25 protein-coding genes are annotated in these 26,022 nt (G+C 71.5%); 11 read left to right on the plus strand and 14 right to left on the minus strand.

The annotated features are described in order from the left end of the window. The first annotated feature begins 339 nt into the window (after positions 1-339). From CU044_RS26100 to CU044_RS26110, 3 genes are all read left to right on the plus strand, one after another. Entirely contained in the window at positions 340-1,818 is a 1,479-nt protein-coding gene (locus CU044_RS26100) for a UDP-N-acetylmuramoyl-L-alanyl-D-glutamate--2,6-diaminopimelate ligase (protein WP_129771204.1), read from the plus strand. 195 nt (positions 1,819-2,013) lie between these two features. After that, positions 2,014-2,697: an RNA polymerase sigma factor gene (locus CU044_RS26105; protein WP_129771205.1), complete on the plus strand. Its 684-nt coding sequence runs from the start codon at positions 2,014-2,016 to the stop codon at positions 2,695-2,697. Further along, entirely contained in the window at positions 2,694-3,653 is a 960-nt protein-coding gene (locus CU044_RS26110; RefSeq protein ID WP_275670225.1) for a CU044_5270 family protein, read from the plus strand. Before CU044_RS26105 ends, CU044_RS26110 begins: the two co-directional genes overlap by 4 nt. A gap of 53 nt (positions 3,654-3,706) precedes the next feature. Here CU044_RS26110 and CU044_RS26115 read toward each other — a convergent pair whose 3' ends face one another. After that, a complete protein-coding gene (locus CU044_RS26115) occupies positions 3,707-4,714 on the minus strand; it encodes an alpha/beta hydrolase (RefSeq protein WP_240045852.1) in 1,008 nt (335 codons plus the stop codon). A 291-nt stretch (positions 4,715-5,005) separates the two neighbouring features. On the opposite strand from CU044_RS26115, the gene CU044_RS26120 reads away from it, so the two are divergent. Together CU044_RS26120 and CU044_RS26125 are read left to right on the plus strand one after the other, a co-directional pair. Then, positions 5,006-5,974, plus strand: coding sequence for an SDR family NAD(P)-dependent oxidoreductase (locus CU044_RS26120; RefSeq protein WP_129771207.1), 969 nt, complete (start codon positions 5,006-5,008; stop codon positions 5,972-5,974). 113 nt (positions 5,975-6,087) lie between these two features. Further along, a complete protein-coding gene (locus CU044_RS26125) occupies positions 6,088-6,846 on the plus strand; it encodes a methyltransferase domain-containing protein (RefSeq protein WP_129771208.1) in 759 nt (252 codons plus the stop codon). On the opposite strand, the gene CU044_RS26130 is transcribed toward CU044_RS26125, so the two are convergent. Further along, on the minus strand, positions 6,836-7,867 hold the full coding sequence (locus CU044_RS26130) for a LacI family DNA-binding transcriptional regulator (protein WP_129771209.1): 1,032 nt from the start codon (positions 7,865-7,867) through the stop codon (positions 6,836-6,838). The two genes, CU044_RS26125 and CU044_RS26130, sit on opposite strands and share 11 nt — an antisense overlap. Before the next feature lie 272 nt (positions 7,868-8,139). Here CU044_RS26130 and CU044_RS26135 point away from each other — a divergent pair, with 272 nt between their 5' ends. From CU044_RS26135 to CU044_RS26155, 5 genes are all read left to right on the plus strand, one after another. After that, on the plus strand, positions 8,140-9,450 hold the full coding sequence (locus CU044_RS26135) for an extracellular solute-binding protein (RefSeq protein ID WP_129771210.1): 1,311 nt from the start codon (positions 8,140-8,142) through the stop codon (positions 9,448-9,450). A 216-nt stretch (positions 9,451-9,666) separates the two neighbouring features. Continuing rightward, on the plus strand, positions 9,667-10,704 hold the full coding sequence (locus CU044_RS26140) for a sugar ABC transporter permease (protein ID WP_129771211.1): 1,038 nt from the start codon (positions 9,667-9,669) through the stop codon (positions 10,702-10,704). Positions 10,705-10,723: 19 nt separating this feature from the next. After that, on the plus strand, positions 10,724-11,650 hold the full coding sequence (locus CU044_RS26145) for a carbohydrate ABC transporter permease (protein WP_129771212.1): 927 nt from the start codon (positions 10,724-10,726) through the stop codon (positions 11,648-11,650). Between the two features lie 120 nt (positions 11,651-11,770). Continuing rightward, complete coding sequence (locus CU044_RS26150; RefSeq protein WP_240045853.1) at positions 11,771-13,219, plus strand: GH1 family beta-glucosidase; 1,449 nt, start codon at positions 11,771-11,773, stop codon at positions 13,217-13,219. A 122-nt stretch (positions 13,220-13,341) separates the two neighbouring features. Beyond that, positions 13,342-14,172 (plus strand): aldo/keto reductase, encoded by an 831-nt coding sequence (locus tag CU044_RS26155; RefSeq protein ID WP_129771213.1) that lies wholly within the window; start codon positions 13,342-13,344, stop codon positions 14,170-14,172. 113 nt (positions 14,173-14,285) lie between these two features. Here CU044_RS26155 and hypE read toward each other — a convergent pair whose 3' ends face one another. The 6 genes from hypE to CU044_RS26185 all read right to left on the minus strand — a co-directional run bounded on the left by hypE (position 14,286) and on the right by CU044_RS26185 (position 20,771). Continuing rightward, complete coding sequence (hypE, locus tag CU044_RS26160; RefSeq protein WP_129771241.1) at positions 14,286-15,275, minus strand: hydrogenase expression/formation protein HypE; 990 nt, start codon at positions 15,273-15,275, stop codon at positions 14,286-14,288. 118 nt (positions 15,276-15,393) lie between these two features. Beyond that, positions 15,394-16,536, minus strand: a complete 1,143-nt coding sequence (gene hypD, locus CU044_RS26165) for a hydrogenase formation protein HypD (protein ID WP_129771214.1) — start codon at positions 16,534-16,536, stop codon at positions 15,394-15,396. A gap of 87 nt (positions 16,537-16,623) precedes the next feature. Then, complete coding sequence (locus CU044_RS26170; protein WP_129771215.1) at positions 16,624-16,989, minus strand: HypC/HybG/HupF family hydrogenase formation chaperone; 366 nt, start codon at positions 16,987-16,989, stop codon at positions 16,624-16,626. Between the two features lie 65 nt (positions 16,990-17,054). Beyond that, complete coding sequence (gene hypF, locus CU044_RS26175; protein WP_240045854.1) at positions 17,055-19,364, minus strand: carbamoyltransferase HypF; 2,310 nt, start codon at positions 19,362-19,364, stop codon at positions 17,055-17,057. A 155-nt stretch (positions 19,365-19,519) separates the two neighbouring features. Next, positions 19,520-20,365: a hydrogenase nickel incorporation protein HypB gene (hypB, locus tag CU044_RS26180; RefSeq protein ID WP_129771217.1), complete on the minus strand. Its 846-nt coding sequence runs from the start codon at positions 20,363-20,365 to the stop codon at positions 19,520-19,522. Next, positions 20,349-20,771 (minus strand): hydrogenase maturation nickel metallochaperone HypA, encoded by a 423-nt coding sequence (locus CU044_RS26185; RefSeq protein ID WP_129771218.1) that lies wholly within the window; start codon positions 20,769-20,771, stop codon positions 20,349-20,351. The genes hypB and CU044_RS26185 overlap by 17 nt, the downstream gene beginning before the upstream one ends. 149 nt (positions 20,772-20,920) lie before the next feature. Here CU044_RS26185 and CU044_RS26190 point away from each other — a divergent pair, with 149 nt between their 5' ends. Continuing rightward, the gene (locus CU044_RS26190) at positions 20,921-21,319 is read left to right on the plus strand and encodes a helix-turn-helix transcriptional regulator (protein ID WP_129771219.1); all 399 of its coding nucleotides are present in this window, start codon (positions 20,921-20,923) and stop codon (positions 21,317-21,319) included. A gap of 77 nt (positions 21,320-21,396) precedes the next feature. Here CU044_RS26190 and CU044_RS38745 read toward each other — a convergent pair whose 3' ends face one another. From CU044_RS38745 to CU044_RS39740, 6 genes are all read right to left on the minus strand, one after another. Beyond that, entirely contained in the window at positions 21,397-21,555 is a 159-nt protein-coding gene (locus tag CU044_RS38745) for a hypothetical protein (RefSeq protein ID WP_165371973.1), read from the minus strand. Between the two features lie 5 nt (positions 21,556-21,560). After that, a complete protein-coding gene (locus CU044_RS26195; protein WP_129771220.1) occupies positions 21,561-22,127 on the minus strand; it encodes a hydrogenase maturation protease in 567 nt (188 codons plus the stop codon). Between the two features lies 1 nt (position 22,128). Beyond that, positions 22,129-23,706, minus strand: a complete 1,578-nt coding sequence (locus CU044_RS26200; RefSeq protein WP_129771221.1) for a hypothetical protein — start codon at positions 23,704-23,706, stop codon at positions 22,129-22,131. Beyond that, a complete protein-coding gene (locus tag CU044_RS26205; protein WP_129771222.1) occupies positions 23,703-24,341 on the minus strand; it encodes a DUF6084 family protein in 639 nt (212 codons plus the stop codon). Before CU044_RS26205 ends, CU044_RS26200 begins: the two co-directional genes overlap by 4 nt. After that, entirely contained in the window at positions 24,338-24,913 is a 576-nt protein-coding gene (locus CU044_RS26210; protein WP_240045855.1) for a DUF5947 family protein, read from the minus strand. Before CU044_RS26210 ends, CU044_RS26205 begins: the two co-directional genes overlap by 4 nt. A gap of 161 nt (positions 24,914-25,074) precedes the next feature. Beyond that, the gene (locus CU044_RS39740; protein WP_129771223.1) at positions 25,075-26,013 is read right to left on the minus strand and encodes a NifU family protein; all 939 of its coding nucleotides are present in this window, start codon (positions 26,011-26,013) and stop codon (positions 25,075-25,077) included. Between the last annotated feature and the right edge of the window lie 9 nt (positions 26,014-26,022).

A 26,022-nucleotide genomic window follows, 5' to 3' on the forward strand; every position in this document is an offset into this window, starting at 1 on the left:
CCCCTGCCGGCTCCGGAAGCCGGCTGCCGCGCCCTGCACGGCCACGGCTAGCAACCAATCCCCGGACCATTCCGCCGGACCGATCTTCCGGTCCCGCTCGTTCCGGTCTCTCCTGACAGGGCCCTGCCGCTCGGCTCGTGCACGCGGCTCTGCCGCTCGGCTCTTCGGCTCTGCCCGTTGCCCATGCCCGCTCGCTCCCGGCCTGTTCCCCGCTCCCCCCGCTCGCGAGAGCGCGCATCCCCGTACGCACCACCCCCTTCCGCGACGCCACGGCGTGCCGTCGGTGCCCACTCGGCGACCGCCGGAGACCTGTCGCGTCGCATCTTCGAGAGGACCCCTGTGAAGTTGAGCGCACTGCTCGCCGGGCATGACCACGAGATTCTGCGGGGCGATCCGGAGACGGCGATCACCGCGGGCACGTGTTTCGACGCGCACCGGGTCACGCCGGGTTCGCTGTTCATCGCGGTTCCGGATCATCGTGAGGGCGGCCCGGAGTCCGTGGGCCCGGCCCTCGCGCGCGGGGCGGCGGCGGTCCTGCTCGACGCGGGGGCACCGGAGCCGCCGGCGTCGGTGTGGGCGGACACGGAGGTGTGCGTGGTACGGGTGCGGGACACGCGGATCACCGCGTCCCTCGTCGCCTCCCGCTACTACGGGGAGCCCGGACGGGCCATGGACATGGTGGCCGTCACCGGTACCAACGGCAAGACCTCGGTGTCGTACATGGTCGAGTCCGTGTTGCGCCTCGCCGAGGGCGTGGCGGTCGGGGTCATCGGGACGGCGGGCAGCCGGATCGGCGACGAACCGATCCCCATGCCGAGGTCGGTGCTCACCACCCCCGAGGCGCCGGACTTCCAGTATCTGCTGGGGCGCATGCGCGACCGCGGGGTCGGTACCGTGGTCCTGGAGGCCACCTCCATGGGCCTGTTGACCCACCGGGTGGACCACGCCCACACCGACATCGGGATCTTCACCAACCTGACGCAGGATCATCTGGATGACCACGGCACCATGGAGAACTACCGGGACGCCAAACTCCGGCTGTTCCAGGGGCTTTGCCGTCGCGCCGTGGTCAACGCGGACGATCCGGTGGGCGCCGCCATCGGCGCGCTGATGCCCGGGGCCGTGACGACCTACGGGATCGATTCCGAGGCGGACTTCCGGGCGACGGACCTCGCCATGGACGCGTTCGGTACGCGGTTCACGCTGCACCACGAGGGGCGCAAGTACCCGGCGGCGATCCCCGTACCCGGTCGCTTCTCGGTGGCCAACGCCCTTGCCACCGTGGCCGCCTGCCATCTGCTGGGGCACGATCTGGACGGCCTGGTCGGCGCGCTCGACCGGATGCCGCCGGTACCGGGACGGTTCGAGCGCTTCGAGACCCCGGCGGGCACCTCGGTCATCGTCGACTACGCGCACTCGCCCGACTCACTGGAGAAGGTGCTCACCACCATCCGCGACTTCGCGCGCGGCCGGATCGTCACCGTCTTCGGCTGTGGCGGCGACCGTGACATCACCAAGCGCGCGCGGATGGGGGAGATCGCCGGAACCCACTCCGATCTGTGCGTTCTCACCTCGGACAATCCGCGTGGCGAGGACCCCGGGGCGATCATGGACCAGATCACCCCGGGACTCACCGCCACCGGCACCCCGTTCGAGCGGCTCGCCGACCGGCGCCGCGCCATCGCCTTCGCCCTGGCGGACGCGGGCCCCGACGACATCGTCCTGATCGCGGGGAAGGGCAGCGAGCCGTACCAGATCGTCGGTGACCGGCTGCTGCCGTTCAGCGACATGGCGACCGTGCGCGAACTCGCCCTGTAGGAGCGGCGCGAGGCCGGGGCGCGGGGCGGGCCGGCCGCGGGGCGTACGTCGTGATCACCGCACCGGGGACCCGCACCGGGGATCTGACGCCGACCCGCCACCCACGGTGTCACTCTCTTGATGTTCACTGTTCAGCTCTCCGACACCCGGTCTGTGTGAAAACGACCGTATGTGCCTGTGGCGTGAGTCACGGCAATGCAGGACCGACGTCGGACTGAGAGAGATGTGAACCCTTCCTCCCGCGCCCGCATACGAGCCGGAGACACGGCTGCGTTCGGGCAGTTATTCGAAGACTATGCCGGAATCGTCTATCGCTATGCCGTGCGCGTCACCGGCAATTGGGCCACCGCCGAGGACGTCGTGTCGCTGACCTTTCTGGAGGCGTGGCGGCTGCGCGAGAAGGTGCACGCGGAGGGGGAAAGCCTCCGTCCCTGGCTGCTCGGGATCGCCACGAACGTCATGCGCAATATCGTGCGCTCGGCCAGACGCCATGACCTCGCGCTCGCCCGGCTCCCGGAACCGGAAGCCGAACCGGACTTCGCGGACGGTGTGGCCGCCCGGCTGGCCGACACCGAGGAACTGGCCGCCGCCCGGGTGGCGCTGAGCGGACTGCGGCGTGCGGAACGGGAGGTCTTCACGCTCTGTGTCTGGGAAGGTCTCGACCACGCGGCGGCCGCCGAGGCCCTGGGTGTGGCGGTCGGCACTGTACGCTCCCGGCTGTCCCGGGCCCGCGGGCGGCTCCGTAAACTCACCGAAGCGGAACTGCGCCGCGGCCGAGGCGAAGACGGCAGGGAAGACACGCAACGCCCCTCTTCCCGCGGACAGTTCATAGGCAGCCGCACTTCGGCGGTCACGTCGGTACAGGAAGGAAACCGATGAGCTTCTTCTCGCGACGGCAGTCCCGCGCCGGGCATGAGGAATCGGCTCCGGTTCCCCCGGCGCCGCAATGCGAGGACCTGTCCGCCGACCGGCAGAGTTTCCTCAAAGAGCGCTTTATGGAGCAGATCGCCCGGGAATCCGCGCCCGCGTCCACGCCCGTACGGCCGGCCCGTCCCGGCTGGAGGCGGCGGACCGCACTCGTCGCGGTCCCGGCACTGCTCGTGGCCGCCGTGGCCACGGCGACGAGCCTCACGGGCGCGTTCGGCGACTCGGCGCCGTCCGAGGTGAGCGCGGCCGACCACCGCGAGGCGGTGCGGCTGCTGGACCGTATCGCCCTGGCAGCCGCGGGGCGCCCGGCCAGGACGGTACGCGACGATCAGTACGTCTACACCAAGATCAAAGTCTCGCGGCCGGTGTCGGACGAGGGTACGGATGTCTTCGTCCGTGAGGACTGGATCGCGGTGGACGGCGAACGGAACGGCCTCGCGCGGCAGGTGTTCGACAAGGGAAGCCCTTCGCTGGACCCCCGGAGGGCGGAGGGGAAGATGCTGCTCTACAAGGACCCCAACATGACCACGTACCGTGAGCTCGAGGCCCTTCCCACCGACCCCGACACCCTGCTGAAGACGATCGAGAGGGACACCCAGGGCCAGGGGCCGGCCCACGGCGAGGCGGTTTTCGAGGCCATCGCCGAGATGCTCCCGCAGGCGACCCTCCGGCCCGAGCTGAACGCGGCGCTGTACCGGGCGACCGCCAAGATACCCGGAGTCGTCGTCAGGCAGGACGCCGTCGACGCCTCGGGGCGGCGCGGCGTCGGCCTCACCTTCCCCGCGGACAGGGACAACGCCGTCTGGGTCTTCGACAAGGACCGGCTGAGCTACCTCGGTACGAACGAGGTCGCCCTCCTCGACGTGGGCATCGCCGACGCGACGGACCAGCGGCCCCTCTCCCGCTGAGGGACGGGTCCACGCCGCCGTCGGCCCCTCCCCGGGGCCGGTGGGCCCAGTTCTCAGGACGCGGCGCCCGCACCGGTCACGACGGTGCCGACAGCCGTGCCCAGTGTCTCCGGCCCGCTGGCGTAGGGCAGTTCGTCCAGTGACCGGTCGGTGCAGAACCGCGCCATCAGATCCGCGAAGTCCGCGATCCGCTCCACCGGGGCCAGATGGTCGGTCTCGTCGATGGTCAGGAATCGCGCCTCGGGCAGCTGTGCGGCCACCTCACGTCCCATCGCGGGCGTGCACAGCGTGTCGTGCTCACCGGTCACCACCAGGCTCGGCACGGCGGGTACCGGTTCCGGCCGGTACCACTCGTGCCGCATCAGCCGGGTGTTGTGCTCGGCGGACTTCTTCAGCTGCTCGGGGTCCTGCCCGGCGATCTGCTGGTACACCAGCCGGGACACGGCGGCGTGCTTGCGCACCCGGCCCGTACCGGGCGGCGACATGAAGCGGTCGGCCAGCTCGCGGGCGATGGTCTCCGTCTCACCGCGGTCGATCATGACGGACCAGCGCTCCATCGCCGCCGCGTAGTCCGCGGGGATCCGGGTGGTCATACCGACCAGCAGCAGCCGGGCGAGCATCCCCGGGTAGTGCTGGGCGAAGCGCAGGCCGACCGCGCCGCCGTAGCAGGCGGCGACCAGATTGACGCGCGGTACGTCGAGTTCGGTGAGCAGATGCCGGACGGCCGCCGCGAGAAAGTCGACGCCGTAGTGCGCGGGCAGGAAGTCGGCCGTACCGTATCCCGGCAGATCCACGGTGATCACCCGGCCCAGCGGAGCCAGCCACTTCTCGTGCCGCACCCAGGAGTTGCGGTCCTGGGAGGAGCCGCCCAGCACGAGAAGGGGCTCGGTCAGCGCGGTGCCGTGGTCGACGACGCGACAGGTGTAGCGGAAGCCGTCGAACGTCATGTCACGTTCCTCGACCGGACCGTCCGGCCCGCCCTCCTCGGCAGGCTGCTCCGGGATCAGCGGAGTGACCATGGGCGAGTCATGCTCCTGGGCGAGAACGGCATCGATGGGCATGGGTGACTCCAGAGCTACGGAACGGACACGAACGTCCCTGCCTAGCAGCTGACCCGGCCCGACCGCGCATCGCTGACCCGATCGTGGGCGGTTCGCGCCCGGCGACCCGCTGGTGGATTCGACTCTCGCTCAGCAGCACGGCGGATCGGTGCCCCACGGCGTACATCCACGGCCCGTCGTGGCGTCCCGGCATCGCCGACTTCCCGGACAAACCCGTCACCAGGGTGAACCTTACGAGGCCGGGCCGGTGCGCTTGACTTCGAGTGCGCTCCAATTCGTAGCCTTTCGGTCATGACAACCCCACAGCACAGGATCGGATCCGGTTTCGGAGCCCGCAGCACCACACAGGACGTGCTGCGCGGTATCGACCTCAGCGGCGCGCTCGCCGTCGTCACCGGCGGATACTCGGGCCTCGGCCTGGAGACCACCCGCGCTCTCACCGGCGCCGGCGCGCATGTCGTGGTGCCCGCCCGGCGCCGCGAGACCGCCGAGAAGGCGCTCGACGGCATCGACGGCGTCGAGGTCGACGAACTCGACCTCGCCGATCTCGACAGCGTCCGCCGGTTCGCCGAGCGCTTCCTCGCCTCGGACCGCACCATCGACATCGTCATCAACAACGCGGCGGTCATGGCCTGCCCCGAGACCCGGGTCGGCCCCGGCTGGGAGGCGCAGTTCGCGACCAACCACCTCGGCCACTTCGCGCTAGTGAACAGGCTCTGGCCGGCGATCGTGCCCGGCGGGGCCCGGGTCATCTCGCTCTCCTCGTCCGGCCACCGCAACTCGCCCATCCGCTGGGACGACATGTGGTTCGCGCACGACTACGACAAGTGGCAGGCCTACGGCCAGGCGAAGACCGCCAACGCGCTCTTCGCCGTGGAACTCGACGCGCTCGGCCGCGACTCCGGTGTACGGGCCTTCTCGGTGCACCCCGGTGGCATCCTCACCCCGTTGCAGCGCCACCTCGCCAAGGAGGAGATGGTCGCCGCCGGCTGGATCGACGAGGAGGGCAACGGCCTGAACCCCGCGTTCAAGACGCTGGAGCAGGGTGCGGCCACCCAGGTGTGGGCGGCGACATCGCCCCGGCTGGCGGGCGCGGGCGGGGTGTACTGCGAGGACTGCGACATCGCGGAGCCCGCCTCCCAGGACACCTCGGTGGCCGGCGGCGTACGCGCCTACGCGACCGACCCCGAGCAGGCCGCGCGCCTGTGGCGGCTCTCGGCCGAGCTGACCGGAGTCAACGCGTTCGCGGCGACCGCGTGAGCGGACTCCTCCGCCGCAGGGACCCGCTCCGCCTCACCGGCCGGCCGCGTCGGCCGGTGCGCCCCGGCAGCCCGTCCGGACACGGAACCGGCACGCCGGACAGCCTGCGGGTCATGAACTACACGGATCTCGTCCAGGGCGCGGCCCACGCGCCGTTCGAGGGCTGGGACTTCGGGGTGTTCGCCGGACGCTTCACAGAAGAGAACACCTCCTGGGACTTCGCGGAGCTGGTGCGGTCACGGCTGACCGACGGGGAGGCGCTGCTCGATCTGGGCACCGGCGGCGGCGAGTTCCTCTCCGGACTCGCCCCGCTCCCGCCGGGCACCACCGCGACGGAGTCCTACCCGCCCAATGTCCCCGTCGCCGGCCGCCGGCTCGCACCGCTGGGGGTACGGGTCATCGACACCGGCGAGGAGGACGACGATCTGCTCCCGCTGCCCGACGCGGCGTTCGGACTGGTCACCAGCCGGCACGAGAGTTACGCGCCGGCCGAGATCGCGCGGGTGCTGCGCGGCGGCGGGGTGTTCGTCACCCAACAGGTCGGCGGGCGCGATCTGGCGGAGCTGAACGAGGCGCTCGGCGCGCCCGGACACGGCTACAGCCACTGGGATCTGGCCTCCGCGCGTGCCGGGCTGGCCGGCGCCGGGTTCGAGATCTTGGACGCGCGCGAGGAGTTGGTGCCCGCGGCCTTCCACGACATCGGAGCCGTACTGCTCTTCCTGCGCATCACGCCCTGGCAGATCCCCGGCTTCGACGTCGACCGCTATGACGCCCGGCTCCGCGCGCTGCACGCGCGGCTGAGCTCCGGCAGCCCGCTGACCGTACGCTGCCACCGCTTCGTGATCACGGCCCGACGGGCGCTCACGCCGTGAGCCGGTGGACGAGGGTGGTCGGCAGTGTGAGCTGACGCCGCGGCCGGGACGGGTCGTCGATCTCGTCGAGGAGCAGCCGGGTGATGGCCCGTCCGATGTCCTCGCTCGGCTGATTGACACTGCTCAGGGGCGGGACGGTGTGCCGCGCGACGATCGAGTCGTCGAAGCCGATGACCGCGACGTCCGACGGGACACGCCGTCCCCGCTCCCGCAGCTCCGTCAGCGCGCCCGCCGCCATGACGTCGGACGCGGCGAAGACGGCGTCCAGGTCCGGATGCCGTTCGAGAAGTTCACGCATGGCGGCCCGGCCGCCCTCCTCGGTGAAGTCTCCCGACACGGCCAGTGACTCGTCCGGCTGCCGCCCGGCCGCTTCGAGATGCGCGTCCCGCCACCCCTGAAGGCGGCTCCGGCCGACGTCCATGTCGAGCGGCCCGGTGATCGTGGCGACGGCGCCGCGTCCCTGGCCGATCAGATGACGTACCGCCTGCGCCGCCCCGCCGGCGTTGTCGGCGCGGACATGGCTGAGCGGCTCGACGGGTGAGCGCCGGCCCGCGAGGACCGTCGGTATCTGCATCTTCTCCAGGAACGCGGGCAGCGGATCGTCCTGGTGCACCGAGACCAGCAGCACCCCGTCCACCCGCTGTGCCTCCACGAACCGGGTCAGCCGGTCGAGTTCGCGCTGATTCCGCACCAGGATCAGCAGCAACTGCATCTCGGTGTCGGCGAGTTCGGTACTCACTCCGCGGATGACCGCCGAGAAGTACGGCTCCGCCGCCAGCCGGCTCTCCGACTCGGGGATCACCAGCGCGATGCTGTCGGTGCGGCTGGTGACCAGGCTGCGGGCGGCGGGGTTCGGTACGTAGTTCAGCTCCGCGATGGCCGCCTCGACGGCGGCGCGCGCCTTCGCGCTCACGCCCGGGGAGCCGTTGACCACACGCGAGACCGTCCCGCGGCCCACGCCCGCCAACCGGGCGACGGCTTCAAGAGTTGGCCTCTGGCCTGGCCGTTTACGGCTGCTCATCACGTCTCCTCAACTCTGCTCCCGGCGCGGTGCCACGGCGCTCACCAGGAGATTGTGCGGGGCCGCCGGTCCGCCGAGGGCCCTGGGCCCGGAGCGGGACACATTCCGGCAACGGAACCGACTTCGACTCTTGACAGGGCCCGGTCTCTACGGAGAGTCTTCCACAACCCGTTGGGAGCGCTCCCAGTTTTCTCCCGGCACGGGTTTTCGATCCCACTCGACCGTGAGCCGCAGCAGGCGCGCGCCTGAGCGCCGCTGCTAGGAGGAAGCACATGGGCACTGCCCGGAAGCGCTTCGGTTCGACCCTCGCCACCGTTACGGCGGCTGCCGTGTCCCTCGTTCTCGTCGCCGGCTGCGGAGGCGGCGGCGACTCGGGCGAGGCACGTACCAAGGACGGCAAGACCGTCATCAGCATGGGCCTGTTCGGGGTCATGGGGTTCAAGGAGACCGATCTCCTGGACCGCTATATGAAGGAGAACCCGGACATTCTCATCGAGGCCGATGTGGCCGGTGACGAGCAGACGTACTACACCGCCCTCCAGACGCACCTCGCCGCCGGCAGCGGGCTGAAGGACATCCAGGGCATAGAGATAGGCCGGGCCAAGGAACTGGTCGACACCCAGGCGGACAAGTTCGCGGATCTGTCCGGGACGGCCGGTCTCGATCACTTCCTGCCGTGGAAGTCCAACCAGGTCACCACCGAGGACGGCAAGCTGCTCGGCCTGGGCACGGACATCGGCCCGATGGCGGTGTGCTACCGCAAGGACCTGTTCGAGCAGGCCGGGCTGCCCACGGACCGCGCGGAGGTGGCGAAGCTCTGGGAGGGGGACTGGTCCAAGTACGTCCAGACGGGCCGCGACTTCAAGCAGCGTTCCAAGGACGACGACGTCTCCTTCATGGACAGCTCGACCGGTCTGTTCAACGCGATGATCTACGGCGATGAGAAGCAGTTCTACGACAAGGACGGCACACTCATCTACCAGGACAACCCCGCCGTCAAGGACGCCTGGGCCCTCGCGTCGGACGCGGCGAAGTCCGGACTCACCGCCAAGCTGCGCCAGTTCCAGCCGGGCTGGGACCCGGGGCTGGCCAACGGCACCTTCGCCAGCGCGGTCTGCCCCGCCTGGATGCTCGCCCACATCAGCGAGAAGGCCGGTCCCGCGAACAAGGGCAAGTGGGATGTCGCCAAGGCCCCCAAGGGCGCCAACTGGGGCGGCTCGTTCCTCGGCGTGATGGACAAGAGCCCGGTCAAGGAGGAGGCCAAGAAGCTGGTCGCCTGGCTGAGCGCGCCGGAGCAGCAGGCGTACATCTTCGAGAAGCTCGGCAACTTCCCGTCCTCGAAGACGGCGCTCGACCTGCCGGAGGTCGCGGGTGGCACGTCCGCGTACTTCAGCGACGCGCCGATCGGCCAGATCTTCGGCGCCGCGGCGAAGGAGATCCCCGACGAGCAGGTCCTCGGACGCAAGGACGGCACGATCAAGGACACCTTCTCGGCGGGCCTCCAGCTGATCGAGTCGCAGGGCAAGAGCCCGGACGAGGCGTGGAAGACCACGGACGAGCGCATCCAGAAACTGGCGCGCTGACCGTCGCGGCCCGACCGCGCGGCCGGGGGCCCGACGCCCCGGCCGCGCGCCCCGCCCGGTTTCTCCGTCCCGGTTTCTCCGTCCCACCGCCTTCTTGGTCTTGAGCCCCCTCGGTCCCCGGGCCTCTCGTCCCTGTGTCCCCTCCGCTCTGTGTCCCCTCCTCCCCGTGTCCCCGCCTCGCCGTCCCACCGCATCACTCCACGGAAGGAAGCCCGCGTGGCCACCTCCACCCCGGCTGCCCCCTCGGGCGGGCAGCCGCACCCCGCGCCGGCCCGGCCGCCCGGAAAGGGCGCCGGCTCGGAGCCGTCCCGTCAGGCGCGGCGCACTCTCCTGCACCGCCTGGACCTCGGCACGGTGCCGTACGCCTTCATCGCCCCGTTCTTCCTGATCTTCGCCGCCTTCGGCCTCTATCCGCTCCTCTACACCTTCTGGATCTCGCTGCACCGCGTCGAGCTGTCCTCGATGGACACCCGGGAATGGCGGGGCCTCGCCAACTTCACGGAACTCTTCGAGGACGACCGGTTCTGGAACGCGCTGACCAACACCTTCACGCTCGGCGTCATCTCCACCGTCCCGCAGCTCCTGATGGCCCTCGGCCTGGCCCATCTGCTCAACTACCGGCTTCGTGGCTCGACGTTCTTCCGGGTCGCCGTCCTGACCCCGTACGCGACCTCCATCGGCGCAGCCGCCCTCGTCTTCACCATGCTGTTCGAGCGCGACTTCGGCATGATCAACTGGGGGCTCGGCCTCTTCGGTGTCGACAACGTCGACTGGGAGAGCCAGAAGTGGCCCGCCCAGCTCGCCATCTCCCTCATCGTGATCTGGCGCTGGACCGGCTACAACGCCCTGCTCTATCTGGCCGCCATGCAGGCGATACCCAGAGACCTCTACGAGGCCGCGGCCATCGACGGGGCTTCGCGCTGGCAGCAGTTCCGCACCGTGACCGTCCCGGGCATCAGCGCCACGATCATCTTCACGATCGTGCTCTCCACCATCGGCGCGACCCAGCTCTTCGGCGAACCGCTGATCTTCGGACAGGGCCCCAACGGCATCAGCGGCGGCGCCGACAACCAGTACCAGACGCTCGGTCTGCTGCTCTACGAAGAGGGCTGGAAGAACTACCAGATGGGGCGGGCCTCGGCGATCGCCTGGGCCATGTTCCTCATCCTCCTCCTCGTCTTCGTCCTCCAGCGCGTCCTCGCGCGCGTCACGTCCCGTACGTCCCGTACTCCTCGTACACCCCGTACGTCCTGACCAGGGAGCAGCAGGCCCCATGACCACCGATATCGCACAGGTACGGGCGGACACCCGCGACCGGGCGCCCCATCCGCCGCCGCCCGTACAGTGCCGGTTCGGCCGCGTACTGCGTCCGGGCGCCGGCCGTCAGCACCACGCGGGACCCCTCGCGTATCTCCTGCTCGGCTTCGCCGCGCTGGTCTCCCTCTTCCCGCTCTACTGGACGATGGTGGCCGCCTCCACCGACAACACCCGTGTCTCCCAGACCCCGCCGCCGTTCCTGCCCGGCCCGAACCTGTTCACGAACCTCGCCAAGGCGTGGCAGGACGCGGCGATGGGCCGGGCGATGGTCAACAGCCTGATCGTGGCCGGGGTGATCGCCCTCGCGACCGTCTTCTTCGCGACCCTCGCCGGCTTCGCCTTCGCCAAACTCCGCTTCAGGGGCCGCAACCTCCTGCTGATGCTGGTCATCGGCACGATGCTGGTGCCGCCGCAGCTCGGAGTCGTCCCGCTGTTCATGATGATGGCCGACCTCGGCTGGGGACAGTCACTGCCCTCCGTCATCTTCCCGACGCTGGTCAGCGCGGTCGGGGTGTTCTTCATGCGGCAGTATCTGAAGGAAGCCCTGCCGGACGAACTCATCGAGGCGGGACGGCTGGACGGGGCACACTCCCTGCGGATCTTCTGGAGCATCGTCCTGCCCATCGCCCGGCCCCCGATGGCCGTGCTGTTCATGATCACGTTCGTCCACGCCTGGAACGACTTCTTCTGGCCCTTCATCGCGCTGGACATGACGAACCCCACGGTCCCGGTGGCTCTCACCCAGCTCAGCGCCGGCTATGTCCGCGACCAGTCGGTGATCATGGCGGGCGCGCTGCTCGGCACGCTGCCGCTGCTGGCGATGTTCCTCGTCTTCGGCCGCCAGATCGTCGGCGGCATCATGCAGGGGGCCGTGAAGGGCTGACGGCCCGCCACCCCTCACCGCTGTACGCGCACACAACGAGCGCGCACATGTCGTGCGCACACACTCCACGCGCACACGCTCCACGCACCACACCGTTCGATCTCTGCGGAAGGACCCTTCGTGGCCACCTCAGCACTTGACCCCGGGCGCGCCCTGGACCCCGCGGCCCCCCTGGTCTTCCCGCCCGGCTTCCTCTGGGGCACCGCGACCGCCGCGTACCAGATCGAGGGCGCCGTCGCGGAGGACGGCCGCACGCCCTCCATCTGGGACGTGTACTCCCACACCCCGGGCAGGGTGCGCAACGGCGACACCGGCGACATCGCCACCGACCACTACCACCGCTGGCGCGAGGACATCGAGATCATGTCCGGTCTGGGCGTCGGCGCGTACCGCTTCTCGGTGTCCTGGCCGCGGATCCGGCCGACCGGCGCCGGGCCCGCGTCACGGAAGGGGCTCGACTTCTACCGGCGGCTGGCCGACGGCCTGCTGGAGAAGGGGATCCAGCCCGTCGTCACGCTCTACCACTGGGATCTGCCGCAGGAGTTGGAGGACGCCGGCGGCTGGCCCGAGCGCGACACGGCCCACCGCTTCGCCGAGTACGCGGGGATCGTGGCCGACGCCCTGGGCGACCGGGTGACGACCTGGACCACCCTCAACGAGCCGTGGTGCAGCGCGTTCCTCGGATACGGCTCCGGCGTCCACGCCCCCGGCCGTACCGACCCGGCCGACTCCCTGCGGGCCGCGCACCATCTCAACCTCGGTCACGGTCTCGCCGTGCAGGCGCTGCGCGCGCGGCTGCCCGCCACCGCGCAGGTGTCCGTCACGCTCAATCTGCACCACGTAAGGCCGTTGACGGAGAGCGCGGCCGACGCGGACGCCGTCCGCCGTATCGACGGCACCGCCAACCGGATCTTCACCGGCCCCATGCTGTCCGGGGCCTACCCGGCCGATGTCATGGAGGACACCGCGGGGATCACGGACTGGTCGTTCGTCCGGGACGGTGACACCGCGCTCATCCACCAGCCGCTCGACTTCCTCGGCGTCAACTACTACTCACCGACCCTGGTCTCCCACCACTCCGGCCCCGCCGTCCACGGGTCGGACGGACACGGCGCGAGCGACCACAGCCCCTGGCCCGGCGCGGACCACGTCGCCTTCCACCAGACACCGGGCGGCAGGACCGCCATGGGCTGGACGATCGACCCGGACGGCCTCTACGAACTGCTGATGCGGGTGCGCCGTGACCATCCGGACCTGCCGGTGATGATCACCGAGAACGGCGCGGCCTTCGACGACTACGCGCGCCCGGAGGGCGACGTACGCGACCCGGAACGCATCGCCTATCTGCGCGGGCATCTCGCGGCCGTGCACCGCGCCATCGGGTCGGGGGCGGACATCCGCGGCTACTTCCTCTGGTCGCTGCTCGACAACTTCGAGTGGGGATACGGCTACAGCAGGCGCTTCGGCATGGTGTACGTGGACTACGCGACCCAGCGCCGCGTCCTCAAGTCCAGCGCACGCTGGTACGCGGAGCTGACGCGCACCGGCACCCTCCCCGCGGGGCAGTAGCCCACCGCACCCGGACGGGCCGCGGCCGCCGCCGGCGGTGACCGGCCGCGGCCCGCCGGGTCCGGCGGCCGGTCCCGTTCTACGCTGGACGGACCGGTACGCGCGAGGAAAGCGAGAGATCCGTGACCAGTACTCCGGTCCACACGCTCAACGACGGCACCGCCCTGCCCGCCGTCGGTCTGGGCACCTATCCGCTCGACGACGACGCGTGCGAGAAGGCCGTCGCCGGCGCGCTGGCACTCGGCTACCGGCTGGTCGACAGCGCGCTCAACTACCGCAACGAGACCGGCACCGGACGGGGTGTCGCGCGCGCCGGGGTGCCGCGCGAGGACATCGTCATCACCACCAAACTGCCGGGCAGGCACCACGGTTACGACGAGACCCTCGCCTCCTTCGAGGAGTCCCGCGCCAGGCTCGGCCTCGACTACGTGGACCTCTATCTCATCCACTGGCCGCTGCCGCGCGTGGACAAGTACGTCGATTCCTGGAAGGCCATGATCAAGCTCCGGGAGGACGGGCTCGTCCGGTCCATCGGAGTCTCCAACTTCACTCCGGCGCACATCGAGCGGCTGGAGGCGGAGACCGGTGTCCTGCCCTCGGTCAACCAGATCGAGATGCATCCGGACCTCCCCCAGGAGGAACTGCGCGCCGTGCACGCGGCCAAGGGGATCCGTACCGAGAGCTGGAGCCCGCTCGGACGGGGCAGCCGGCTGCTGAAGGACCCCGAGACCGTGTCGATCGCCGAAGCGCACGGCGTCACCCCGGGGCAGGTGGTGCTCCGCTGGCACACCCAGCTCGGCGCCGTGCCCATCCCGAAGTCGGCCGATCCCGGCCGTCAGCGGGAGAATCTCGACATCTTCGGGTTCGAGCTGACGGCCGGTGAACTGGACAGGATCTCGGCGGGTCCGCACCGCAGGCTCGGCGGCGACCCGGAACACCACGAGGAGTTCTGACCGGCGGCGCGGGCCGGGCGGGACTTTCGCGACACGCCCTGGTCCCGCCGTGTCCGGGCCGACCGGTTCCGCCGTGTCCGGGCCGTGGCGCGCGTCGGCGGACCCGGGGCGCGTCAGCAGATACGGGGGAGCTGCTCACCCAGTGGCATGTCCACCACCCGGGTGCCGCCCAGACCGGTGTTCGCCACGACCATGCCGGGGTGGTCCGTCGTGCACGTGCCGATCACCACGGCCCCACGGCCCCGCGGATGCGCCCGCATGGCCGCCAGCACCTCGTCGGCGTGATCCGGCGGTAAGAACGCCACCAGCTTGCCCTCATTGGCGACATAGAGCGGATCGAGGCCGAGGAAGGCACACGCGTTGGCGACGGAGTCGGGGACCGGAAGCGCCTGCTCCCGCAGGGTGATCCCCACCCCCGCCGCCGACGCGATCTCGTTGAGCGAGGTCGCGAGCCCGCCGCGGGTCGGATCCCGCAGCACATGCAGATCGCGGCAGACGTTCAGCATGGCCTGGACGAGCGAGGCGAGCGGCGCCGTGTCGCTCACGATCTCCACCCCGAACTCCAGCCCCTCGCGGACGCTCATGATCGCCACGCCGTGCTCACCGATCGGACCGCTGACGATGACCACATCGCCGGGCGCGGCGCGTCGCGGGCGGATGTCGATCCCGTCCGGGATCAGCCCGATGCCCGCCGTGTTGATGAAGATCCCGTCGCCGTGTCCGGCGTCCACGACCTTGGTGTCACCCGTGGCGACGACCACCCCCGCCGCCCTGGCGGCCGCTCCGAGCGCCTCGGCCACCCGGCCGACCGTGGCGAGTTCGACACCCTCCTCCAGGATGAACCCGCAGGACAGGTAGGCGGGCGTGGCGCCCATCATGGCCAGGTCGTTGACCGTTCCGTTGACCGCGAGATCCCCGATGCTGCCGCCCGGGAAGAACAGCGGGCGGACGACGTACGAGTCGGTGGAGAACGCGAGCCGCGCCCCGCCGAGGGTGACGGTCGCCGCATCGCCCAGCTCCGCGAGGACATCGCCGCCGAACGCCGGAGCGAAGAGATGCTCGACCAGTTCGGCGGAGAGCTGTCCGCCGCCGCCGTGTCCCATCACGACCTTCGCGTGGTCACGGAGCGGGGCGGGACAGGTCCACCCGGAGAAGTCGGCGGTGGCGGGCGGCGCTTCGGGCAGGACGGCGTCCGCCTCGGTCACCCGGACCCCGGTCGTCTCAGCCAAGGGAAGTCACCTCTTCGCGCGTACCGGCGGTGCCCGCCGCGTCCGGTGTCGCCAGCCTGCGGTACAGGTAGTACGCGGCGCAGGCGCCCTCGCTCGACACCATCGTGGCGCCGAGCGGATTGCGCGGGGTGCAGGTCGTCCCGAACGCCTCGCACTGATGCGGTTTGATCAGCCCCTGGAGCACCTCGCCACTGCGGCACTCCGTGGACTCCTCCGTATGCATCCCCGTCACCGAGAAGCGGTGCTCCGCGTCGTACTGCCGGTACGCGGGCGACAGCCGCCAGCCGCTGGCCGGGATCATGCCGATACCGCGCCAGGCCCGGTCGGTGACCTCGAAGACATCGGCCAGCATGGCCTGCGCGGCCGGGCTCCCCTCCGCCTGGACCGCGCGCGGGTAGGCGTTCTCGACGGTGTGCTCGCCCGCCTCCAACTGCCGTACGGCACGCCGGATGCCCTCCAGGATGTCCAGCGGTTCGAAGCCCGTGACGACGATGGGGACGCGGTGCCGCTCGGCGAGTTCGGGGTACTCACCGATCCCCATCACCGTGCACACGTGTCCGGCGGCGAGGAACGCCTGCACGCGGCAGTCGGGCGAGTTCATGATCGCGTCGATCGCCGGGGGCACGCGTACGTGCGAGACCAGCAGGCTGAAGTTCGCGATGCCCAGCTTCTTGGCCTGGTAGACCGTCATGGCGTTGGGCGGGGCCGTGGTCTCGAACCCGATCCCGAAGAAGACCACCTGACGGTCCGGATTCCGCTGGGCGATCCTGAGCGCGTCGAGCGGGGAGTACACGACCCGAACGTCCCCGCCCTCGCTCTTCACCTTGAACAGATCACGGCCACTGCCGGGCACCCGCAGCATGTCGCCGAAGGAACAGAAGATCACATCGGGGCGGGAAGCGATCTCCAGCGCCTTGTCGATGGTGTCCAGCGGGGTCACACAGACCGGGCAGCCGGGGCCGTGGATGAGTTCGACGCCCTCGGGGAGCAGTTGGTCGATGCCATGGCGGATGATCGAATGGGTCTGGCCGCCGCAGACCTCCATCAGGGCCCAGGGCCGGGTGACGGTGGCGCGGATCTCGTCGAAAAGGCGCCGGGCCAGCTCGGGATCGCTGAACTCGTCGAGATACTTCATCGATGGGTCTCCTCCTTCGGGACGGGGGACGCCGCACGCGGGACGTGGGGCTCGGGGTACGGGGTACGGGACTCGGGGTACGGGCGCTCAGGGCCGGGGGCTGAGGGGATCGGGGCCGGGGGCGGCGGGACCGGTCCGCGCCGGCCCGGGGGACGGCGGCGTGCCGGCCGGACGCTCGGCGCCCGCCTCCCGCGCGGCCCGCCCCCACGCGTCGCCGAACTCCTCCTCCAGAACGCCCAGACTCTCGAAGAGCCGCAGCGTCTGCTTCGCGGACTCCTCGTCGAGCCGCTGGAGCGCGAAGCCGACATGGACGATCGCGTAGTCACCGACCTTCATCTCCGGCACGTACTCCAGGCAGACGTCCTTGATGACGCCGCCGAAGTCGACCTGGGCCATCCGGGTCCCGTCGCGCTCCTCGATCTCCAGCACTCTGCCGGGCACGGCAAGGCACATCGCTCCTCCTTCACGTCAAGCGGTGGTCAACGGGTGGTCGGTCCGGCCGGAACCCGGCCGGTGGATCAGCTCTGCCTCGTCCTGGCGGCGACCATCAACTGGCCGAGCGCCAGCCCGCCGTCGTTCGGCGGTACCGTGCGGTGCCGCAGCACGGTGAATCCGTCGCGCTCCAGCCGCTGCGCACAGCCGCTGGTCAGCAGGGCGTTGCAGAACACGCCGCCGGTGAGCGCGACGGTGGCCAGGCCGGTACGGTCACGGGCCGCCCGGCACAGTTCGTGCACCAGTGAGACGACCGCGCCATGGAACCGGGCGGCCACCGTGCTCGCGTCCGCGCCCGCCCGCAGATCCTCGACGGCGGCGGCCAGTACCGGCGCGGGGTCGGCCGGCAGCGGCGCCTCTCCCGGCCTCGGGGCGGCGGGCAGCCCGAACCGGTAGCCGGAGGACCGTATGTCCCCGGCCGCCGTCAGTGCCGCGTGCTCCAGCTCCATGGCCGCCTGGGCCTCGTACTCCACGCGATGGCACACCCCGGCGAGCGACGCGACGGCGTCGAACAGCCGTCCCATGCTGGAGGTGGGCACGCAGTTGATGCCCCGGTCGAGCTGACGCTCCAGCAGCCGCCGTTCGGCGGGCGGGCACGCGGCGACACACGGCAGCTCCTCGGACCAGGGCAGACCCGCCGCCCGCAGCTGGGAGAGCGCCATCCGGTACGGGTTGCGCACGGCCGCGTCGCCGCCCGGCAGCGGCACATACGCGAGATGGGCGAACCGCCGGAAGCCGTCGTAGTCCGCGAGCAGCACCTCACCGCCCCACACCGCGCCGTCGTCGCCGTAGCCGGTGCCGTCGAAGGCCACACCGATCACCGGCGCCGAGCCGTCCAGGCCGTGTTCGGCCATCGCGGACGCCACGTGCGCGTGGTGGTGCTGGACGCGGCGCACCGGGCGGCCTTCCGCGTGGCGGTCCGCCCACTGGCCCGAGCGGTAGCCGGGATGGCGGTCCGCGACGAGCACCCGGGGGGTGACCGAGGCCAGTTCGGAGAGCTGGCCCACCGCGTCCTCGAAGGCGGTCAGCGTCGCCAGGTCGTCCATGTCGCCGACATGCGCGGACAGCCACGCGTACCGGCCCTCCGCGACACAGAAGGTGTTCTTCAGATCCCCGCCGACGGCGAGCGCGGGCTCCACAGCGACGGGCAGGGCGACCGGCAGCGGCGCGTAGCCGCGGGAGCGCCGTACCGGCAACTCCTGCCGCGCGCACACCCGTACCACCGAGTCGTCGCACGGCACCCGCACCGGCCGGTCGTGCGTCAGCCAGGCGTCCGCGAGACCGTCCAGCCGGACCAGCGCCTCCTCGTCATCGGTGACGATGGGTTCGCCGGAACGGTTTCCGCTGGTCATCACGAGCACGGGCGGGCCGGCCGGATCACCGGGCAGGCCCAGCAGCAGATGATGCACGGGCGTGTACGGCATCAGCACCCCGAGATCGGGACTGCCGGGCGCGACACCGTCCGTGACGAGGGACCGCGATCCGTATCCGGCCCTGCTCCGCGACCCGGACCCGGCCCCAGAGCCGGAACCGTCACGGCGTCGCAGCAGGACGACGGGTCTGCGCCGGCCGAGCAGCAGATCACGCTCCAGCGGGCTGGTGAAGACGAGGCGCTCCACCGTCTCCAGCGAACCGGCCATCACGGCGAACGGCTTCGCGCCACGGTTCTTGCGCGTACGCAGCGTCTGTACGGCGGCGGGGTCGGAGGCGTCGCAGGCCAGGTGATAGCCGCCGAGCCCCTTCACCGCGACGACCGCTCCCGCGGCCAGCAGCCGGCGCGCCCCGGCCAGGGCGTCCTCACCGGTCGGACGCGGCCCGGCTGACCCCCGGGTGACCAGCGTGAGCCGGGGACCGCAGGCGTGGCAGGCGACGGGCTGGGCATGGAAGCGCCGGTCGGCGGGGTCCGCGTACTCGCGCGCGCAGTCGGCGCAGAGCGGGAAGCCGGCCATGGTGGTCAGCGCCCGGTCGTACGGCAGTCCGGTCACCACGGTGAACCGCGGGCCGCAGTGGGTGCAGCTGATGAACGGATGGCGGTAGCGGCGGTCGCCCGGGTCGGCCAGCTCCGACAGACAGTCGTCACAGGTCGCGATGTCGGGGGAGACGAGGGTACGGCCACTGCCGCCCGCCGAGGGGCGGATGGTGAACCCGCTGCCGCCCGCGGTCGGTACGGTCCGGAGCTGGACGGATTCGACGACGGCCAGCGGGGGAGCGTCGGAGGTGAGCCGCCGGCAGAACGCCGCCACGTCGGGGAGCGCCCCCTCCACCTCCGTCTCGACCCCGTCGGCGTTGTTCGTGACCCAGCCGGTCAGGCCCAGTTCGGCGGCGAGCGCGTACACGAACGGGCGGAAGCCGACGCCCTGGACGACCCCGCGTACGACGGCACTCCGGCGTTCGAGGGAGGCGCGCCGCTCCCCCGGGGGAGCGGCGGCGCTGTCGGTGTCGGTGCCCGCGTCGGTGTCGGTGCCCGCGTCGGTGTCGGTCACGGGTCGGCTCATGGTGCGTCTGCCGCTCCGGGGACGGGGACGGGGGACGCGGCCGGGTGTTCATGGGGATGCCGGTCCTCGGGCCCCTCGTGCGTATGGCCGTCCGCGTGCTCCCCGTGGGAATGGCCGTCCTCGTCGCCGTGATCGTGGTGCAGATACCGCTCGTGCTGATGCGCGAGCACCGGCCGGTGGACGGGGGCCCCGTCGGCGACCGCGAGGATCAGGGCGAGCAGTTCGTCCACCCCCGCGCCGGTTCGCGCCGAGGTCTCCAGCACCGGCACTCCCGGATTCACCTGCCGCACATTGCGGTGGAACGCCGCCGCGTCGAACTCGACGGCCTCCGCGATGTCCGTCTTGGTGATGACCACGAGATGGGCGAGGCCGAACGCCGTCGGGTACTTGAGCGGTTTGTCCTCGCCCTCGGTCACCGAGCCCAGCACGATCCGCAGGCTCTCCCCGAGGTCGTAGGAGGCGGGGCACACCAGGTTGCCGACGTTCTCCACGAAGAGCACCCGGGTGTCCCGGGGCAGCCAGCCGTCCAGATGTGCCCGGAGCATCCCGGCCTCCAGATGGCACAGCCCGTCCGTGAGCACCTGCTTGACCGGCGCACCGGCGCGGGCGAGCCGCCGCGCGTCGTTCTCGGTGGCCAGGTCGGCGGTCACCGCGGCGACGGCGGTGCCCCCGGCGACGGCCCGCGCGAGCAGCACCTCCAGCAGCGCCGTCTTGCCGCTGCCGGGACTGGACAGCAGATTCACCTCCGTCGTTCCACGGGCGGCGAGATGTTCGCGCAACTCCACGGCACTGGCGTCGTTCTTGGCCAGCACGGCTTGACGCAGATCAACCACTCGGCACATGGGTTGCCTCCTCGGGCGTATCCCGATCGTCACCGCTGACCGGGTCCGGCGCATCCGAGGGATCCGTGAGGACGACCTCGGCGATCTCCAGCTCCCGCCCCGACAGCAGTTCGCCGAGCGGGCGCGCGCAGTCGGCGCACCACAGCATCGGCGGCACTCCGGTGTCACTCTCCCGGCCGCAGCCTCCGCAGCGGGCGCGGCCGGGGACGGTCTCCACCTCCAGCCGGGCCCCGGCGAGGGCCGTTCCCTCGCTCGCCAGCCCGAAGGAGAACCGGAGCGCCTCAGGCACCACACCCGCCAGCTCGCCGATCCGCAGCCGCAGCGAGAGGACGCGACCGCCGCCGTTGGTACGGACGGCTTCCTCCACCTGGGCGACCACGGCGGTGGCGATGGACAGTTCATGCACGGCTCTCACCTCGTCGAGGAGTCCTGTCGGGTCCGGCGGTCCGCTGCCGCGCCGACGGATGACGGCTGGCCCGGGCGGACCGGGCTGGTTAGCGTGGGAGAGGGCCACTGACCGCACCGTCGCACGGTCACCCGCAGGAGATCGCCGCTATGACGACGCACGACACAGAACGACGGGCGCTGATGACCCCCGTCATCCTGCTGCTGCTCTCCGAACGGCCAGGACACGGATACGAGCTGACGCAGCGCCTGGCCGCGTTCGGCTGGGCCGAGGCCGAGTCCGCGCATGTCTACCGGCTGCTGCGCGGCATGGAGAAGTGCGGCCAGATCTCCTCCCAATGGCGTGCGTCCGCCTCCGGACCGGCCCGCCGGGAGTACGAGATCACCGCGGCCGGGGCGATGAGCCTGGCGCTGTGGTTCGTCCGGCTGGGGGAGCTGCACAGCACGCTGCACCTGTTCCTGGAGCGCTATGTGCAGCTGAACGGTCCGGACCTGGCGGGGGGCGACGCCGACGCACAGCCGCTGTTCGGGCATCGGCCCGCCACCTGATCCGGCCGGCACCCGGCCCGGCGGCCGATCCGTCCGCCATCCGATCCGCCGGCGACCTCCCACCTCTGCGTCACCGCTCACATGCGCCGCATGCGCAGATAGCGGCGCAGGTCGGGCACGGATTTCGCCGTCTCGTACGCCACTCCGGCCATGACCACCCCGGCACAGACCCACAACCAGGTCAGATCCGTGTCCCTGGCGTGGTCCATCCCCTTCATCGGACGTGTCGTGTGCATGGAACTCATCTCCTTCGGTGTGCCGTGCCGTCGACCGCGCCCGGCGGGCGCCGTACGAGGTCGAGTACGAGGTCCGCCGCCGGTCCGACGGCGGCGGCCACCGGCTCGCTCAGCCCGATGCCCTCCTCGGCGGAGAGCGGCTGGCAGCCGACCACCTGGACGTGTTCGGGGAGCGTGCCGCCCGCCCCGGCGTGCAGATCGCCGACCAGCCGGAGCACCGCCGCCGGGTCCATGCCGTGCCCGTCCAGCCGGGCGGGCGGCGCCCCTTCCGGCGGGGCGCCCGCCGGGTCCACCTCGATCACGTAGACCGTGCCCGGGGGCGCGCCGCGGTCGACGGTGTCGACCAGGACGAGCCTGCGGTAGCCGTCCAGCAGCCGGTAGGCGAGATGGACACCCCGGATGCCCGCGTCCATCAGATCGACCCCGGGCGGCAACGGCCGGCCGGTCAGCCTGCGGACGGCCTCGACGCCGAAGCCGTCGTCGCCGAGGAAGATGTTGCCGATGCCCGCGATCAGGGTCCTGCCGTGCGAACTGTCCGGCAGCGGTACGGAGACGGAGTCCGTGGTGGCCATGTCACACCCCTCCTTCGCCGTCCCGAGCGGGAGCCCGCGCGGGCTCCGGCAGGGGATCCACCTCGTCGGGGCGGAAGTAGAGGAACCGGCCCTGCTCGCGCCGTACATCGATGCCGGGATCCCCGTCCACGGTGACCGCGATATGGGTCTCGCCGTCGAAGTCCTCCAGCACCGCCTCGACCGTCGCCGCGCGGCCCGTGAGGAAGATGTCCTGGGCGTCGGACCTGCGCGGTCCCGGCTGGAGCAGCACTCTGCTTCCGGCACCGAGCACCTGCCCGTCGACGGTGACCGTTCCCCCGCCGGGCGCGGGTGCCGGGTCCTGGGCGGGGTCCCACCAGGGCAGTCCCGGGCCGGTGGGCAGCCGGAGCCCGGCCGAGGGGGGAGCGGCGGACGGCTCCACGACGTCGTCGGACGACGGCCGCGCGCCGTCCGAGTCCGAGGACCGTGCCCCGTCCGGGGCGTCACCGGCCGTCGTACGGCGGCCTGCCCGCCCGCCCGTCGACCCGCCCGTCGACTCGCCGGTCACCTCGCGCAGCCCGCGGATCGCGCCGTGCAGCCGCTCCATCACCTCGGCCGGCATGCCGTCCACCAGATCGATCACTTCGGCGGCACGGGCGTCCGTCCCGCGCGCCTCGCGCTTCTCCCGTTCGGTGAGCGCGGCCGTACGCAGCGAGAGGATCTCGTCGATCTCGGTGGCGTCGTACAGCGGTCCCGGGCTCTCCGCCGCGACCTCGGGGTGGTCGTCGAGGATGATCGGCGAGGACAGCATGACCTCGTCCCGGCCCTCCCCGCAGGCCAGCACCGGCCAGGTGTGTTCGTTGCGGCAGGTGCGCGCCGCCGGGCCGGCCCACTCCGGCGGATCCGCCATCGACAGGAACCGCCCGCCGGGCAGCCCCAGCAGCAGATGCGCCCCGATCAGGCTGTGCGGCAGGGCGCGTTCGCGGTCGCCGGCCTCCTCCGGACCGGGCGTCCAGGCCGACACATTGCGCACGGTCGCGGTCAGCCGCAGCGCCCCGTACGGACCGGGCAGCGGCTCGGTGGTGAGCCGGATCTCGCCCGTCAGCGGCCGGGTGTGGCGTACCAGACGTCCGACGACCCCGGCCGCACCGTCGTACACCGGCTCGTGCTCCACCCCGCCGGGCAGTTCGAACCGCCGCGTGTGCCCCTCCCCGGTGAGCCGGGCGAGCGGCACGTCGAGTTCGACGCGCTCCTCCTCGCCCTCGTCCCAGGGCACCAGCACCCGGTCGGGCAGGTCGAGTTCGGCCACCTCGGTCCAGCTCGCGCCGTCCGGCGACAGACGCTCGACCGTACGGCGGCGCACCTGGAGGAACCGCAGCTCCACGAGGAGCCGGTCGGCGCGACGGGGCTCCAGGAGGCATTCCGTACGCTGCCAGGTGTGCTCGCCGCCCGCGTCCTGCCAGGCCGGCGGCACCAATACGCCGAACTGCCAGCGCAGTTGGTTCTTCCGCGCGGAGGCACGGTAGGGATACAGCACATACCCCTCGAACAGCAGCGCGTCCGCGACCCGGCGGGCCTCGGTGAAGCCCGCCGTCACCCGTTCCACGGTGTCCCCGGTCATGGCTGCCCTCCTTCGGCGGTGCGCAGCAGCTCCTCGAAGACCCGCTCCCAGGAGGGCAGGGCCCGCTCCGAGCGGTAACGGCGCAGGGATTCCAGACAGTCGTCGCGTACCCGCAGCCAGCCGGAGCCGGGGAAGTACTGCTCGATCATGTTCTGCCAGACCTTGACCGGCATCCGGAAGCCGGTCTCCTTGTGCCAGGGGACCGGTTCCGCCGTGAAGCCGCGCTCACCGCTGAAGACCGTGCCGGAGAACAGCAGCAGGAGCGGGACCTCACCGTCCGCGAGGGCGCGGAAGTACTTGGCGGACGCCACCTCCATGTCGTACGTACAGGGCACCGGCAGCTCGATCTCGGTGGCGCCCGTGAAACCGGGCACGGTCACCGAGGCATGGGCGAACTGGAGCGGTTTGAGTGTGCTGCTCCACCGGTCGGGCTCCCCGAAGAGATCGCCGAGCATCTCCATCTCGACCGGGGTGTAACGACGTTGGACGGGTTCGATCCGTAGCTGGCAGCGCAGCGCCAGGGCGTGCACCCGCGCGCCGCCGGCCGCCTCGATCCGCAGCCGGAACAGCAGGGTCGGGCCGGTGCCGTACGGCTCCGGCCGTACGTCGAGACAGGAGAACTCCAGCTCGGTCATGGGCCGTCCTCCTCCGCCGGGGGGCGTGCCGCGGCCCGGACCCGGGCGAAGAAGTCCGCCAGATCCGCGCGCGCCTCGGCGCCGCCGTCGAACCCCTGCCAGTGCAGCCGCATCCGGCCCACCAGCTCGTAACAGGCGTCGACCGGCACCAGATAGCACTCACCCGTGCCCGGTCCCTCCGCCTCGCGCTCGCGCCGGATCAGCAGCGCCTCGGTGTCGGGCCGCAGCAGCGCCGCCAGCCGGCTGTGGCCGAGGACGTCGCGCCAGGTGTCCGGGTCCAGCTCGCTCTCCGTGGCGCCCGCCGGGCTGGGGTAGAACGCGGCCAGCCGGTCCAGCTCGGAGTTGCGGAAGAAGAAGGCGAGGCCGACCGGGATCTGGAGCCGGTTCCAGCTCTCCTCGTCCAGGGTGAAGTCCGGGTCCGCCAGATACCGGTCGGGCACCGCGCGGAAGTGGCCCGCGCCCGCGCCCGGACGGGTGAACAGCAGATAGCAGCCGGTGCAGGCGCACATCAGCGACCGCTTACGGGTGTCGACCAGATGCCGGTGCTCACCGGACAGCGGCTCGGCGCACAGCTCGCACCGTTCCCGCGCGGGCGGCGGGCGGCGGGTGAAGCCGCGCAGCCCGGACGGGCCCGATACGGCGTTCGGTCCGGTCGGTGCGTTCCGTCCGGTCGGTCCGCCCGAGGAGTGCTCCGCTGTGACAGGGACGCCCCCCGCCGGGGCGGGCCGCGCCGTCATGGCCCCGTCCCCAGCAGGATGCCCGGCAGCGCCACCCGTACGGAGCCGTTCTCCTCCAGCAGGGGGACGGGCTCCAGATGGCCGCGCTCGCCCTGGCCGGCCCGGCGGATGTCGTACTCGGCCGCGCAGGACGGACAGCGCAGCCGCTCGCCGTCGACCGCCGCCTCGCCCAGCCGGCCCGCACAGCCCGGACAGTGGTCGCGGTACGCGTACAGATTGCCGGGCAGCCGGACCAGCAGCAGCGGGGTGCCCGCGCCCCCGTACACGGCGGACTCGCCGTCGGCGAGCACCGGCAGCCCCGTCAGCGGCTGCCACTCGACCGGAGCGCCCGCCGGCCTGTCGAGGGCACCGGCGGCTGCCTCACCGGCCGGCGTGTCCGGGGGGCCGGACATGATCTGGAGAAGCTTCGGTTCCGGCCGCTCCTCCGTCACGCCCTCGACCTCCACCTTCGAGATCTCGGGCACGCGCCGGGCCACGGCCTCCTCGATCGTCCAGCGCACGGTCTGCGCGGAGGACGGACAGCCGTCGCAGCTGCCCCGCAGCCGCAGCCGGAGGGTGAGTCCGTCCGCTCCCTCGCCGTCCTCCGGATCGAGCCCGGCGATGTCCACATCGCCCGCGTGCGACCCCAGATACGGGCGGACCTCGTCCAGCGCCCGGCCCACCCGGGTCAGGGTGTCCTCGGGGTGGAGGTCGTGCAGCACCAGCAGTCCGCCGACGAGTTCGTCGCCGCCGAGCAGGGTCAGCGGGTCGGCGCCGTCCGGTGCGTCGCGCAGCAGCTCCACCACCCGGGCCAGACCGCTCCCGTAGAACTCGACGATGCTGTGCACGAGTTCGTCCGCGAGATCGCGCCCCGCGGGCCCCATCGATCTTCCGAGATCATCGAGCAGCGCGGCGATGTGCTCACCCGCCTGCTGCTCCTTGGCCGTTGCTGCCATGTCACGGTG

The organism is Streptomyces sp. L-9-10 (assembly GCF_004151105.1).
Lineage (GTDB): Bacteria > Actinomycetota > Actinomycetes > Streptomycetales > Streptomycetaceae > Streptomyces.